Raw genomic sequence first — 13,890 nt, 5'->3', positions numbered from 1 at the left:
TGCGGCGAGTTGGTTCCAGTATTTGAAGAACAAAACACACCATTCTCTATCCATCCAAAGTGCTCTTCAGATCTGAAATGTTCCTTCCAATCGTCTTATGTACCTCAAGAATCTTGCCAAACGATGAGATGACTTTTAGTCCTGTCCCTGTAACAAGCGCAACAACCGATTCTTCCTTACTTACGATTCCCTCTTCAATGGCTTTCGCCAAACCTGCTATAGAAGCCGCACCAGTTGGTTCTGCAAAGATGCCCTCGAGTCTTGCCATGACACGGGTAGCGTTAACCATCTCACTATCCGACACGGAGATAGCCGACCCACCGGAATCCCTTATTGCTTGAAGAGCAAGTTCACCGTCAAGCGGGTAAGGAACGCTAATGGCCATCGCCAGGGTACTGGGCTTTTCCCATCTCTCGATCTTTGTATTGTGCTCCTTAAAGGCTCTTACTAAAGGCGCACACCCCTCGGCCTGAACGGCAAGTAATCTTGGGAGGTCAGTTATTATGCCAGCTTCTATCATCTCTAAAAAACCTTTCCAAACAGCCGCTAATAGTCCGGCCCCTCCCGCGGGCACTATAACCCAATCTGGAGTATTCCATCCAAGATCTTCCGCAATCTCGAAAGCTATGGTCTTCGTACCTTCAAAGTGATAAGGATTGACTGCCGCGGCAGTTGTCAGATGAGTCCAGTTGTAATATTCAGGTAGTTCAGTTATCAAGTCAATGCAATCGCTTACAGTACTGTTTTCCACAAGGATGAGATTAGCACCATACAAGATCGTTTGCACGTTTCTTTCAACAGGCGTATCGGCAGGCATCAGTACGAAGCAACGAAGTCCAGCTCGGGCACAATAAGCGGCTGTTGCAGGGCCAGCGTTTCCATCAGAAGCGATGATCACTTTTTCTGAACCGATTTCTATAGCCTTAATGACACCCATAACCGCAGGACGATCTTTGTAAGTGCCGGTAGGGTTCTGAGTCTCGTCCTTCAGCATAATTCTCCCGGTGCTTCCCAACTCTGCTCGAAGTCTAACGCTAGTAGTTAAAGGGGTTGCACCCTCTCCAAGCGTTACACAGTGATGAAAATCATCGATTGGTAGTAGTCTATGGTATTTCCACATGCCGTAACGATCTTTGTCCGGAAAATCATCCAGACCCGTTTCGCCAATTTGATTGTATCTGTAATTAAGAGTGTTGCCACACTTAGGGCATTTTGGGATACCAACTGAATTGCTGTTCTGGAAACCGCATACGTCACAACTTTGCACATAATGGCGAGATGTCACATTCCTACCTCACAACTCTTCCTGAAGCGTTTCCACCAAGTAGCTTTTCGACCTCGTCCCTAGATACAATGTTGAAGTCTCCCTTTATTGTGTGTTTTAGGCAAGATGCAGCGACACCGAACTCAAGCGACTTCCCCGATTCCCATGAACTGTCAAGTCCAAAGATCAATCCCGCAGCAAATGCATCTCCTCCGCCTACACGATCGATTATGTTTATGTCGTATTTCGTAGATACAATGAATTCCCCACCGGTAAGCAGCGCTGCGGACCACCTGTTGAAATTGGCATTTATGCTTTCTCTTAGGGAAATTGCGACTGCCTTCAGATCAAATGTGTCCCTAAGCTTTGTTGCCACATCTTTGTATCCCTCGACACTTAGCCTGCCATCGCTAACATCAGTTCCCTGTGCCTTTATTCCAAAGACAGATTCGCTATCTTCCTCATTTGCAAAGAGCACATCTATATTCTTCATAAGGGAAGTCATTACATCTCTCGCCTTTTCTTTGCTCCACAATCTCGACCTGTAATTGAGATCGCAAGAGACAGTTATCCCTCTCTTCTTGGCCTCCGTCAGAGCTACTTCGCATGTTTCGATCAACCCATCGCTTAGTGCAGGAGTGATGCCTGTGAAGTGAAACCAGGTGGCGTTTGAGAAAATCTCTTCCCAGTCGAAATCCCCGGGCTTTGAATTAGCGAAGACCGAGTTATCACGATCGTAAATAACTTTTGATGGCCTCTGAGAATAACCATATTCGTAGAAATACTTACCTAGCCTGCCGGTATCTTTCATGACATAACTGGTATCCACCCCGTGGACCGTTATGTTTCCTATGGCCGCATCTCCGAATTGATCTGCCGACACCTTTGACACGAATCTGCTTTTCCCCCCGTACTTCGCAATCGCAACGGCTACATTGGCTTCCGCTCCCCCGTAAACAACTTCGAAATTCTTAGTCTGCTCAAATCTCTCTCCCAAAGGAGATGCAAGACGCATCATTATTTCTCCGAAGGTAACTACTCTGGACATCCAAATCATCCTCCCACTTCATAAACTGACAATCGAAATCAATGAAGACTCTTACTGCAAAGTTTGGAAATTATCAACGCTTGCAATTCATAATCATTTAGATAATAGCACAGCAGATCAAAACCTCCAGTAAAGCGTAATGTGAATCCATCAACTTGCGAAAAAAATTTTTTCTATGACTTTCCTCAGTGATATATCTAGATTTATCTCATTATTCGCTTCTAATTCTTTTTAAATGTGCATTATTGTCTCTAATGACTAATCTTCTGATTTGATTAGAAGGACAAATCATGTTAGATTATAGTAGAAATTTTTTCTATGAGGGTGATTTTTTTGGGAACTCTTCTAGATAGAATAGCCAGAGAAAGCGCCGACTTCACACCAACAATGAAGAGAATTGCAGATGCGGTTCTTCAAAACCCCTCCGAAACCGTTAATCTTTCAATAACTCAGCTTATGAACAGGTCGAAAGTGGGAAGTGAATCGACAATCGTAAGGTTCTACAGGCAGCTGGGATATGAAAGCTTTCATGAATTCAAGGTTACTCTAGCATCTGAAATCGCCGGATCGTCTTTTTATCATCCTTATGAGGATATCTCGATAGAAGACAAGCCATCAGATGTTGTCGGAAAGATTTTCAATGGGTGCATTATGGCTTTGAAAAAGAACTCAGAGGGGCCAATTGGAAAGGGAATAACCGAAGCAGTCGATTTGATTGAGAATAGTAGAAGAATAATATGCATTGGATACGGTGTTTCAGGCTCCATAGCTAACAATTTATCTTTCAAGCTGAATCTTCTCGGAAAAGATGCTATTTATTGTCCGGATTCACATACAAATGCAGTTACGCTTTCAAAACTTGGTAAGGATGACTGCGTATTCGCAATCTCCCAGTCGGGGGAGAGCAAAGACGTGGTTTTGCCTCTTCAAAAAGTGAAGAATACGGTGAAAATCATAGCGCTTACAGGATTTGCCGATGCAACGCTTGCTAGAATTGCAGATCTCTGCATTGTAGCTGCCGTCCCTGAAGAAATGAACTTGCGTACCGACGCAATCGTTTCGAGATGTGTCCAGATGGTGGTTGTTGACTCACTCTTCGCTTGTCTTGCGGTAAGGGAGGGGGAAGAGTCACTCGATACTCTTTCATTATCGAGAAGATCATTATCATATCTGAAATTCTAAACTCGGAGGTGCAACATGGGAGCTTTTAAAGGAATTATTCCACCGGTACTAACAACATTTGACTCAGAGGGAAATATCGATGAGAAACGGTATCTCAATCTCATAGACTTCCTTTCCAGAAGGGTTCACGGTCTCTTTGTCTGCGGTACTTACGGTGGAGGACCGCTCATGACTGTGGATGAACGAAAGAAGGTAACTGAACTTGCAATTAAGGGGGCAGCAGACCGTGTACCAGTAATCGCTCACATTGGATCAAGCAATCCAAATGATATATTCGAACTTGCCAAACATGCCGAACAAGCTGGCGCCAAAGCTGTTGCAACAGTGGTACCCTTCTACTTCCCCTACTCTCAAGCCGATATCGTCAGATTCTTCAAAAAACTCATAGAGACAACTGCTCTTCCTGTATTCATTTACAACAATCCAAAAACAACCGGAGTAACGATAGACATCGAGACTCTTAAGAAACTGAGAGACGTGGGTCTTTACGGGATAAAGGATAGCACGTTTGATCTTCTCTATTTCTACGGAGTAAAATTCAACATGGACATGGACAACTTCTGTTATATAAGCGGTACAGAAGCCTTCATTATTCCCTCGATACCACTGGGTGCCGATGCGGCTATCTGTGGACTAGCGAACGCACTTCCCGAACCGGTAGTCGAACTATATGAAAAAAGCGTTGAAGGTAATTATGAAAAGGCACTGGAGCTTCAGCTGAGAGTAAATAAACTTAGAGACATTCAGCATTATGCTCAAAGCATTCCTGCGATTCATGCAATGTTGAAAATGAGAGGTATTGATTCCGGTTATCCAAGGCATCCTTATTCTCTCGTATCTGATTCAGTTTATCAGAAGATTGAAGACGCTCTGAAAGAAATGAAGGCACTCTAGGGGGTGAATTGATGAAGAGAGCTCTCGGGCTTGGAGAAATAATGGTCCAGATGAACCCAACGGAAAAGGGGGCTCTTCGTTTTCAAAGTCTTTTTGAGAGACATGTGGCAGGTTCAGAAGCGAACACGATTATTCAGATGCAGCGATTGGGAATAGAATGTTCATTTCTAAGTGCCGTTGGAGCGGATGAGTTTGGAAAGGTGGTAATCGACTCGCTCCGACTAGAAGGAGTAGACACGGACGGTATCGTTGAAGATAAAACCAACCCAACTGCCGTGTACTTCGTCCAGAGAAGCTATCCTGTACCAGACAAAACTATGGTCTTTTACTATAGAAAAGGCTCGGCTGCTGCAAATTTTGGCCCGGATAACTTGAGAGATGAACTCTTTGAAGGCGTAGATCTCTTTCTAGTAAGTGGAATTACTCCAGCTCTTAGTGAAAGCTGTAATGACGCGGCTTTGAAAAGTATTGAGCTTGCAAAGAAACATGGGGCTCAGGTCGCTTTTGATACCAACATAAGAATTAATCTTCTCAAGACGCGCGAGAATGCAATGAATACATTGGATCCATTTATTCGAGAAGCAGATATTCTCTTCACCGGTGCCGGTGATTTGACAATGTTGTTCGGCGATGATATGGAAAGGGCGAGAGAAGAGATCGTAAAGAAAGCTCAGTCTGCCGATATAATTGTCTTTAAGAACGGATCAGATGGAGTTGAAGCTTTGGTAGGCGGTAAAAGCTATTCAATGCCTTCATACAAGGTTCCTGTCATCGATGAACTGGGAGCCGGCGACGCCTGCGATGGAGCCTTCCTTGCAAGTTACCTTCAAGGGAAAAGCATTGAAGATTCGCTAAGATATGCAAATGTCGCCGGGGCAATAACGGTCAGCTTGAAGGGCGATATTGAACCCTTGCCCGACTGGCAAGCAATTGAGACTTTCCTGAATGTATACGGTGCAGGCGAGAAGAGGCTACTGAGGTGATTGTGTGAAACCAGAAGTCCTGTGTTTTGGTGAACCTCTTGCAGCGTTCTACAGCAAAGATAGACGGAGTCTTTCAAAGGCCGGTGAGTTCGAGATGACCTGGGGAGGAGACACTTCAAATGTCGCGCTTGGCATCTCAAAACTCGATCATACATCGGGATACATAACAAAGGTTGGAGACGACGCCTTCGGAGAGGGGTTTCTTAATCTCTGGAAATCCAATGGAGTAGACACAACCAATGTTATTATTGACAGTGATAGGCTAACAGGAATGTACTTCGCGAGCTTCACGGGAGAAAAACATGAGTTCATTTACAGAAGGAAGGACGCTGCTGCTAGTACTTACAGTGTGAATGACGCAAGAGAGGTTGATTTTGAAGGAGTAAGAATTCTACACCTTAGCGGAGTTTCTCAGGCGATTAGCAGACAATGTCTCGAAGCCAGTTTTGTTCTCATGAATAGAGCAAGAGAGAATGGTGTAGTAATCTCGTTTGATTTAAATTTTCGCAGCAAACTCTGGTCGAGCTATCTTGCCAAATCTGTATATATGAGTGTTATTTCAGAGTATGCCGATATCGTTTCTCTAAACGATGACGAGCAAGAGGTACTGAGGATAAAGGGCAATCCAGAGGATGCAGCCAATTCCATTCTAGAACTCGGCCCAAAAATTGTCGCCCTCAGGTGTGGAGTAAAGGGAGCGGTCATAGCTACTAGAAAGAAGAGCGTGAAAGGCAGAGCAAAGAAGGTTGAAGTTGCCGACACTGTTGGGGCTGGAGACACATTCACTGCGTCTCTGTTGTGCTGTTATTTGGAAGACAGAGATGTAGAAGATTCTCTTCAGTTTGCGCTGTCTGCCGCGGCGTTGACTTGTACTAAAACTGGTTCTACAGAAGGACAACCGTCAAAAGAACAGGTTAATGATTTTCTTGGGGGAAACCCTGTTACTCAATAGGAGGTGTTTTTTGTGAAGAAGTTTCTAGTTTTTCTAGTAATCGCTCTGATGGCCTCATCGGTTCTATTCGGTGTAGACTATCCAAGAAAGCCTGTATCAGTAGTCTGCCCCTGGGGCGCAGGTGGCGGAACTGATCGCGTTGCGAGATACGTTGCAGACGAGTTAAGTAAGGCTCTTGGTCAGCCATTCACAGTTGTTAACAGAACCGGTGGCGGCGGAGCAGTCGGACACAGTGCCGGAGTATATGCAGCACCAGACGGATACACGATCACACTCGTGACTCTCGAAATCGCCAATATGCATTGGCTTGGCCTTACCACGATAACTTACAAAGACTTCGATTACATTGCGCAGTTCAATGAAGACGCGGCAGGTGTTATCGTTGCGGCAGACGCTCCTTGGAACGATATCCACGAACTTCTCGCCGATATTAAGGCCAATCCGAATGAGTTCTTCTTCTCCGGCTCAAGTGCCGCTTCTATATGGGACCTAGCCAGAATCGGTATGTTTAACGAAGCGGGCGTTCCCATTGATTCTGTCACGTGGGTTCCTACAACTGGGGCAGCAGCGTCAATAATTGAACTGCTCGGTGGACACGTTGACGTAATTACATGTTCGATAGCAGAAGCGGCTTCTCAACTTGAAAGTGGTCAGTTGAAGGCTCTAGCAGTAATGTCGGATGAAAGGCTGGGTAAGTTCCCCGATGTTCAAACTCTCAAGGAACAGGGAATAAACTGGTCTGCAGGAACCTGGAGAGGGATTTCAGTTCCTGTAGGTACTCCCGATGAAGTGAAGGCAATACTGGAAACCGAAGTCTTGAAGATCGCAAATTCAGATGCATTTGCAGAGTTCATGGCAACAAACGGTTTTGGGATAAAGATACGAAACGGCGAGGAGTTCTACCAATTCGCGGAGCAGCAGGACAGCGCATGGAAAGAAGTCCTCGAACTCGGAGGATTCATCGAATAAGTTTTGCCAACAGCAGGCGGCCCGGCGGGCCGCCTCTTCTATTTGAGTAATTGGGGTGATTTAATGAATGTCAAGAATATTCTATTCGGGGTGTTTCTTATTTTGCTTGCAACACTGATATTTTACTTCGGCTGGTCCTTTCCAGCATACAAGATAAGAGGAGAGACTCTTCCCGGTCCGAAGTTTTTTCCTTTTACTCTCGCTGTGATTTTAATAATCTTTGGCCTGTATTTTATCATTAAGAGCGCTGTTATGATAAAGATGAAGAAGCTGCCAAAGGATTCAGCAATTGCTTTTGAGGAAAAATTCACTTTTGAGGGAATTAAGAATATTGTTGCCGTAATTGCAGCGATTGTTTTCTTTGTGCCAATTATCGAGTTTTTGGGCTTCATTCTTGGGACAATAATTGTATCATCGATTTTGATGATCGTTCTGAATGTGAAAGTGCTTCGTTCAATCATATATTCAACTATTCTAGCAGTTATGATTTTCCTGATATTTGGGACATTGTTTAGGATACCTCTTCCCGAAGGAATAATCATGAACATTGTCAGGGGGTGAGTAGATGGACGCAGTATTAGCAGTCTTCAGCCCTGACGTTATCTTCCCTGTCCTCATGGCAATGACGTTTGGGATTTTCGTAGGTGGTCTACCTGGACTTACTGCAACAATGGCCGTGGCTTTGATAATACCGATTAGTTACTACATGACCCCTCTCGCCGGTCTTGGAATGGTCCTCGGAGTTTCATTTACTTCGATTTTTTCGGGTGACATTCCCGCGACATTTCTGAGAATCCCGGGAACTCCCGCTTCTGGAGCTGCCGCTCTCGATGGATTTGAGCTGGCTAAGAAGGGTAAAGGATCACTGGCACTCACCCTGGATCTCTTTTGCTCGGCAATTGGAGGGTTGATAGGGATACTGCTATTGATTTTGGTTGCGCCGCCTCTAGCGAACTTCGCTCTTCAATTCACTAACTTTGAATACTTCTGGCTCGGCCTTTTCGGCCTCAGCATGAGCGCAGTTCTCAGCAAAGGAAATATGGTGAAAGGGCTTACTTCTGCAGTACTTGGTCTGGCGATTTCCACTATTGGAATAGATGTTACAACAGGCTTTCCAAGATATACATTCAGCAATATTGAGCTAATGGATGGTCTCGGCTTTATCCCGGTTATGATAGGCTTATTCGGAATCTCCGAGGTGCTGAAACGCGTTCAGCAGGGCGCCTCTAAGCTCCAACTGCCTCCTATCACCGAGAAAGTGAAGATTTCTCCACTCGAAGCTCTTCGAATAATCTGGCAGAACAAGTGGACGCTCATTAAGTCTGCATTTGTCGGCACTTTTGTGGGAGCGCTTCCCGGAGCTGGAGCAGATATTGCATCGTGGGTTGCCTACGGCGTTGAGAAGAAGACTTCTAGAAACAGTGAAGACTTTGGTAAGGGAAATATCAAGGGAGTAATTGCGCCTACAAGCGCAAACAATGCAGCCCTTGGTGGGACATGGATTCCCGCTCTAGTTTTCGGCGTTCCAGGAGATACCATAACAGCAATAGTCCTCGGAGCGATGCTCATGTACGGTCTTAAACCCGGTCCATTGATATTCATAGAATCGCCCGATTTGGTAAACGGAGTCTTCAGTATTGCAATCCTGGCAAATATCTTGCTTATACCAATTGGGTATCTCGGAATCAAAGCGTTCGCCTTCGTTCTGAAGATGAAGACAAGCGTAGTTTTGACTGCAGTCGTGTTATTTTCTATGATCGGGTCTTTCGCAATCAGGAACAGTTATTTCGATATCTACGTTATGTTGATATTTGGATTCATTGGATTTATGTTTGAAAGACTATCAGTCCCGTTGGCTCCTATGATACTAGGCTTGATTCTAGGCCCTATGGTAGAGGACAACCTGAGAGTTGGACTTATTAAAACAGGAGGAAGCATGGACCAGTTTTTCACAAGGCCGATCTCACTTGTTCTTTTCATTCTAATAGTTCTGGTCTTCCTTGGTGGTCCTGCTCTTGGCCTTTTAAAGAAAGCCTTTTCGAAAAGCAAGAAGGAAGAATGACGCAATCAGATAATTAATTAGCGATGCCGGAAGGCATCGCTTTTTTCAAATTGCTTTGCTCGCTCATTCAACTTTGACGCCCCGCCAGAAGGCCACGTAGTTCCTGATGTTTGTTGTCTTTTCCAGAGGTTCTCGACAGTACCATGGAGCATTTTCGTTTCTTTCACTGTGAACAACGATGTTGTAATAGTGAGCTTCGCCCTTCCAGCAGCAAATAGTAGTGAAATCGCTTTGTTCAAGGAAATCTCTGTTTACGGCCACCGGAGGAAAGTAATGATTACCTTCCATAATGATCGTCTGGTCGCTATCTGCAATGACTTTTCCATACCGAACTGCCTTCATAAAAATCTTCTCATCAATTGAAACATACTTGGAGAGTTAATACCGTGTATTATAATCAACCATTGCATGATAAGTGCCATTCATATTGAACTGCACGAAACTCTCCACTTTTGTCGACCAAAATGAATTTGATTTGATTCCTCCAGAACCTCGTTTTTTATCAGAAGATCACGAAGATTCACTGCAGACTTCTTCGCGAAACACAATCCCCTTATACGCTAGTTAAGCCCTAATCTCCAGTTGGCTTATCACAAGATGTTTCACCAAGGTGAATGAAACCTCTAACTACAGTTGATAGCATTGACAATCGCTTGCCTTATCCCACTCTCGGGAGCTTCATATCCCCAGAATATCTCTTTCCCATTCACGAAAAACGCTCTTGGTAATCCGAACTCTTCCTTGACTCCCGGCTCTTCGATTTCGTGAAGATTGAAAACGACATTGTCTTTGAACTCCTTCACAACTCTCATAACTCTATATGCCTCTATGTCACTGGTTGAACAGAAACGGTTGAAGAAGAGATCCACCACAATCTTCCCTTCAACAGGCTCATAAGTATACTTGCTCACCATTTGCTTCGGTATCTCTGCCTTGCCGGATAGAGCAAGCATCATCAATCTCTCATCTCCGTTCCTTGAGATTTCGCGAAAGCCGGACTTCTCAAAGAAAGAGACAGGGAGGTACCATTTCGGATCTGTGTATCCAAATGAGATTATCCCCTTTCTTGAAGTGCTCCTGGCAATATCAATAGCGCTGGACATCATTCTCTTTCCTACTCCATTTTTCTGATAGTCCCACGTGACGAACAGGCAGTTAATAACGTACAGTTCTTTGCCAATCGGTCCCCAGGGAGAGATCTCAATCGGAAACATGTTAAGGAACCCAACGTGCTTCCCTTTCAGAAGTCCTATTAGAGACACCAGTCCGTTCTGCCATTTTTCCAAGAACCACTGTGTTCTTCTACGAACAGATTCGGCTACTTCATTATTCATTGAGTGACCACACCCAGCTACGAACTCCAAATCTTCTTCAGTAGCCCTTTTCACTTCAATCAATCGATTCACCTCCAAACAGGATCTTCAAGAAAGAAGAAGATCCTTAACCCAAAAAGAGGCATGAAATCGACGAAGGCCGTCGTAAATCTCAAAATCTGCGAGTCACCGAGCTATAAATTCTTCTACGGCTACCAGGAATCTCATAGTCAGAATTCATAGAAGAAAGGGATTCTTGGTATGTTCAATTCCAGAAAAGTCAAGACCCTCGGCTACAAGATCTCTCAACTTAACGAATACATATTCGTCGAGCAATCCGCTCTGTACTTGAGTGCAATAATGTCTAGAGATGATTCTACGGACATACCCTTTCTGTAGGGCCTGTCTTCTGTCAAAGCAACGAAGACATCCGCCAGCATGATGATTCTTGATTCCAGATCGAGTTCCGCACCACTCCTGCCCCAGGGATATCCGCTCCCGTCAAGTCTCTCATGATGATTTATCCCCCACTGCAATAGCCGGTGCTTCTCAATAGCCTCTCTCCCTCCAACTATTAGAAACGAATCAAATATGTGACGTTGCATGATGAATGTCTCTTCTTCAGTTAGTTTGCCTGGCTTTTCCAGAATGGAAATAGGGGTCGCCATCTTCCCTAGGTCATGAATTTTTGCTGCAAAAAATACTTCCATTGACCTTTCATCACCCAAATGGGCTCTTCTGGCAAGCAGTCTGGAAAGATAAGCTATCCTTTCAGTGTGAAACGTAGTGAACTTGCTCTTTACATCTGTCATATACATCAGGATATCCCCAAGTGACTGAAGATCATTATTGCTCAAGGTATTCTCTTCAAGGTCCTGTTCGAATTCATTGTAGAGCGTATCCTCATCAACAACAGACCACCAGAAACCCTTCTTCTCTGAAATCTTCTCAAATGCGTCTCTTGCTTCTTCGAGAAACTCATTAGAGTTTGCTATGTTTTGTTTCACTTCATCAATATGCTTCACAGTTCTCTCTCCAGAGATCAAAGAAATACTTACTGTATCGGCTAGATGAATTACATTTGCCATTACATCCTGCTCATTGCTTGGATCAAGAAGCATGGAATAATAGTGATGTTTTTCAACCACTTCCGACAGCTCAGCAATGTCCTTTATCTTACTGACTATCCTGGACCCGATAACAGCATGGTTCTCTTGGAGTCCGCTATCAAGCGCCAACCAGTTTCTCATAGATGCATTCTCCACTCCGTGTATTCTCTGAACCTGGTTTACTTGCACGGGATTAAGAAGTCCGATATCGTGAAGAAATCCGATAACATTCATACGGTGTTTGGAGAACCCGAGTTCCATGCCCATTGACTTAGACATATATGCAACCTGCAGTGAATGCAGATCAATCTTGGAAACTTTTTGAAGCAGTCTGAAAAGTAATAGATACATCTCTTTGGTATTAAAACGCATTTCGAAATTCCTCCTGGTTCATGCTGTTCTCAAATAGAAGGCATGTCACTTGTTTAATTGCAAACGCATGCCATAAACTCATATCTCAAGAATACTCTTCCCTGTATTTTGGATCAAGTAGTATTAATTATATGACTTATTCAATCATTCACATTTCCTAAGTCTTTAACTTCTGCAACTCCTGGCATTTATTCACTCATATTCGATGCATCTTTGCTTATTCTTTAGGGTTTTGCAAATTCTTGATTCAAATGAGTATTGTTTTTGTCCACATAACAATTATTAATTTTGCTATTGATTTTATTGTATTAATTATGATATTATTAAATATGAGTTAGCAGAATTTGAGGTGGTTCAATGAAAGATTTGGGAAGAAATTTCTGGCTGTTCACAACTGGAAGATTAGTCTCGCTCATTGGAAGTGGTGTCCAGGCTTTGGCAATCCCGCTTTACATTCTCGATATTACAGGCTCCGGGGCAATGATGGGTACTTTCTCTATTGTCACTATGCTCCCCAGAATACTCTTCGGTCCGATCGCGGGAGTATTAGGTGATAGATTCAACCGCAAGCTTATCATGATATACATGGATTTTGCCAGAGGTGCCGCAATTTTGGCAATGGCATACCTTGCAAACAGTGAAGCTCTTACCATAACACTTCTCTTTATCTTTCAACTAATAGTCTCAACGCTGGATATTTCTTTCGATCCCGCAACTGCAGCTATGCTACCAGACATAATAGGAGAAGACAACCTATTGAGAGGAAATTCAATTCTTGGAGCGGTGAACTCGGTCTCTTACATTGTGGGACCGGCTCTCGGGGGAATTCTTTATGGTCTGTTTGGAATTGAGATAGTATTTATTCTTAACGGAGCATCATTCATAGCCTCAGCAATAAGCGAAATCTTCATCAGGTATCAGCAGACAACAGAAAAATCTAAAGTTTCAGTGAAAAGCGTTTTTCTCGATATCGCAGAGGGAATTACCTTTCTGAGGAAAATCAAAGGACTCCTGATGGTTCTTGTTTTTGCTATGGTCTCCAATTTTCTCTTGTCTCCGATCTTCATAGTTGTCTTCCCTTTTTTTGCACGCACAGTAGTCGGCTTTTCCAGTCAGCAGTACGGTTTTCTTCAATCTGGTTGGGTAGTTGGAGTTCTCGTTGGTAATGTATTGCTGGGAACAATTCTTGTTAAGAAAAGGCAGGGTCGCCTATTTGCAGGAGGTCTGGCCGCAGAAACAATTATAAACTTCATTCTGGCAGCTTTCTTCTTTCCGTACTTCACGAGACTTTTCGGTGGAGCTTCATGGCTGTACTTTGTGTCACTTGGTGTACCTATTATTGTAATGGGTGTCTTCAACGCCTTTGTGAACACGCCGCTTCAAACTCTTTTTCATCGTATAGTGCCTACAAGTCACAGATCAAGAGTGTTTTCAGTGATCTCAATTCTTGCGCAGATTGCTACTCCTTTGGGTTCGGCAATCTTCGGATTTGCAGTTGACAGATTTCCCGTTCACTATCTTGTTCTAGCATCGTGTATCGGAAATGCCATTCTTACCGTTGTCTTTCTCATAAAAGGTATGTCCAAGCTCTTCGAAGACAAGCTGAGCCGAAACAGGAACGAAACAACAGGTCCCTCGATTGAGACTGAGACCGCAAGTGAAGGTATAGGAGCGTGATCATTCAAATCCCTCAAATTGAGCCGAAATACAAACGGCTCTCGAAAGTATTCATCTAATTAATC

At 43.9% G+C, this 13,890-nt stretch carries 13 protein-coding genes; 8 read left to right on the top strand and 5 right to left on the bottom strand.

Features of this window, described 5'->3' with window-relative positions; genetic code table 11:
• Positions 1 to 46: 46 nt before the first annotated feature.
• Both Y697_RS02495 and Y697_RS02490 read right to left on the bottom strand, forming a co-directional pair.
• Positions 47 to 1,267, bottom strand: a complete 1,221-nt coding sequence (locus Y697_RS02495) for a threonine synthase (RefSeq protein WP_183083682.1) — start codon at positions 1,265 to 1,267, stop codon at positions 47 to 49.
• A 22-nt stretch (positions 1,268 to 1,289) separates the two neighbouring features.
• The gene (locus Y697_RS02490) at positions 1,290 to 2,312 is read right to left on the bottom strand and encodes a sugar kinase (protein ID WP_121550116.1); all 1,023 of its coding nucleotides are present in this window, start codon (positions 2,310 to 2,312) and stop codon (positions 1,290 to 1,292) included.
• A gap of 318 nt (positions 2,313 to 2,630) precedes the next feature.
• Between Y697_RS02490 and Y697_RS02485 the strand changes: the two genes are divergently transcribed.
• From Y697_RS02485 to Y697_RS02455, 7 genes are all read left to right on the top strand, one after another.
• The gene (locus Y697_RS02485) at positions 2,631 to 3,494 is read left to right on the top strand and encodes a MurR/RpiR family transcriptional regulator (protein WP_121550115.1); all 864 of its coding nucleotides are present in this window, start codon (positions 2,631 to 2,633) and stop codon (positions 3,492 to 3,494) included.
• Positions 3,495 to 3,509: 15 nt separating this feature from the next.
• The gene (locus Y697_RS02480; RefSeq protein WP_121550114.1) at positions 3,510 to 4,388 is read left to right on the top strand and encodes a dihydrodipicolinate synthase family protein; all 879 of its coding nucleotides are present in this window, start codon (positions 3,510 to 3,512) and stop codon (positions 4,386 to 4,388) included.
• 11 nt (positions 4,389 to 4,399) lie between these two features.
• Positions 4,400 to 5,371, top strand: coding sequence for a sugar kinase (locus tag Y697_RS02475; RefSeq protein WP_121550113.1), 972 nt, complete (start codon positions 4,400 to 4,402; stop codon positions 5,369 to 5,371).
• A gap of 4 nt (positions 5,372 to 5,375) precedes the next feature.
• Positions 5,376 to 6,323: a sugar kinase gene (locus Y697_RS02470; protein WP_121550112.1), complete on the top strand. Its 948-nt coding sequence runs from the start codon at positions 5,376 to 5,378 to the stop codon at positions 6,321 to 6,323.
• Between the two features lie 12 nt (positions 6,324 to 6,335).
• Positions 6,336 to 7,292, top strand: coding sequence for a tripartite tricarboxylate transporter substrate binding protein (locus tag Y697_RS02465; RefSeq protein WP_121550111.1), 957 nt, complete (start codon positions 6,336 to 6,338; stop codon positions 7,290 to 7,292).
• 63 nt (positions 7,293 to 7,355) lie between these two features.
• A complete protein-coding gene (locus tag Y697_RS02460) occupies positions 7,356 to 7,853 on the top strand; it encodes a tripartite tricarboxylate transporter TctB family protein (protein WP_121550110.1) in 498 nt (165 codons plus the stop codon).
• 4 nt (positions 7,854 to 7,857) lie between these two features.
• Positions 7,858 to 9,354, top strand: a complete 1,497-nt coding sequence (locus Y697_RS02455; protein WP_121550109.1) for a tripartite tricarboxylate transporter permease — start codon at positions 7,858 to 7,860, stop codon at positions 9,352 to 9,354.
• Positions 9,355 to 9,417: 63 nt separating this feature from the next.
• On the opposite strand, the gene Y697_RS02450 is transcribed toward Y697_RS02455, so the two are convergent.
• The 3 genes from Y697_RS02450 to Y697_RS02440 form a co-directional block, all read right to left on the bottom strand.
• The gene (locus tag Y697_RS02450) at positions 9,418 to 9,696 is read right to left on the bottom strand and encodes a DUF427 domain-containing protein (protein ID WP_121550108.1); all 279 of its coding nucleotides are present in this window, start codon (positions 9,694 to 9,696) and stop codon (positions 9,418 to 9,420) included.
• A gap of 281 nt (positions 9,697 to 9,977) precedes the next feature.
• A complete protein-coding gene (locus Y697_RS02445; RefSeq protein ID WP_259462297.1) occupies positions 9,978 to 10,742 on the bottom strand; it encodes a GNAT family N-acetyltransferase in 765 nt (254 codons plus the stop codon).
• 230 nt (positions 10,743 to 10,972) lie between these two features.
• The gene (locus tag Y697_RS02440) at positions 10,973 to 12,148 is read right to left on the bottom strand and encodes an HD-GYP domain-containing protein (protein ID WP_121550106.1); all 1,176 of its coding nucleotides are present in this window, start codon (positions 12,146 to 12,148) and stop codon (positions 10,973 to 10,975) included.
• A 357-nt stretch (positions 12,149 to 12,505) separates the two neighbouring features.
• Between Y697_RS02440 and Y697_RS02435 the strand changes: the two genes are divergently transcribed.
• A complete protein-coding gene (locus tag Y697_RS02435) occupies positions 12,506 to 13,825 on the top strand; it encodes an MFS transporter (protein WP_121550105.1) in 1,320 nt (439 codons plus the stop codon).
• Positions 13,826 to 13,890 lie beyond the last annotated feature (65 nt).

The sequence above is a fragment of the Mesotoga sp. BH458_6_3_2_1 genome, from assembly GCF_003664995.1.
Lineage (GTDB): Bacteria > Thermotogota > Thermotogae > Petrotogales > Kosmotogaceae > Mesotoga.
This window is presented reverse-complemented; position numbering and strand designations above follow the sequence as displayed.

Bases quoted from the DNA above. Each gene is read 5' to 3' on its own strand.
- Y697_RS02490 (WP_121550116.1), bottom strand. From the start codon at position 2,312: ATGTCCAGAGTAGTTACCTTCGGAGAAATAATGATGCGTCTTGCATCT.
- Y697_RS02485 (WP_121550115.1), top strand. From the start codon at position 2,631: ATGAGGGTGATTTTTTTGGGAACTCTTCTAGATAGAATAGCCAGAGAA.
- Y697_RS02480 (WP_121550114.1), top strand. From the start codon at position 3,510: ATGGGAGCTTTTAAAGGAATTATTCCACCGGTACTAACAACATTTGAC.
- Y697_RS02475 (WP_121550113.1), top strand. From the start codon at position 4,400: ATGAAGAGAGCTCTCGGGCTTGGAGAAATAATGGTCCAGATGAACCCA.
- Y697_RS02460 (WP_121550110.1), top strand. From the start codon at position 7,356: ATGAATGTCAAGAATATTCTATTCGGGGTGTTTCTTATTTTGCTTGCA.
- Y697_RS02455 (WP_121550109.1), top strand. From the start codon at position 7,858: ATGGACGCAGTATTAGCAGTCTTCAGCCCTGACGTTATCTTCCCTGTC.
- Y697_RS02450 (WP_121550108.1), bottom strand. From the start codon at position 9,696: ATGAAGGCAGTTCGGTATGGAAAAGTCATTGCAGATAGCGACCAGACG.
- Y697_RS02440 (WP_121550106.1), bottom strand. From the start codon at position 12,148: ATGCGTTTTAATACCAAAGAGATGTATCTATTACTTTTCAGACTGCTT.
- Y697_RS02435 (WP_121550105.1), top strand. From the start codon at position 12,506: ATGAAAGATTTGGGAAGAAATTTCTGGCTGTTCACAACTGGAAGATTA.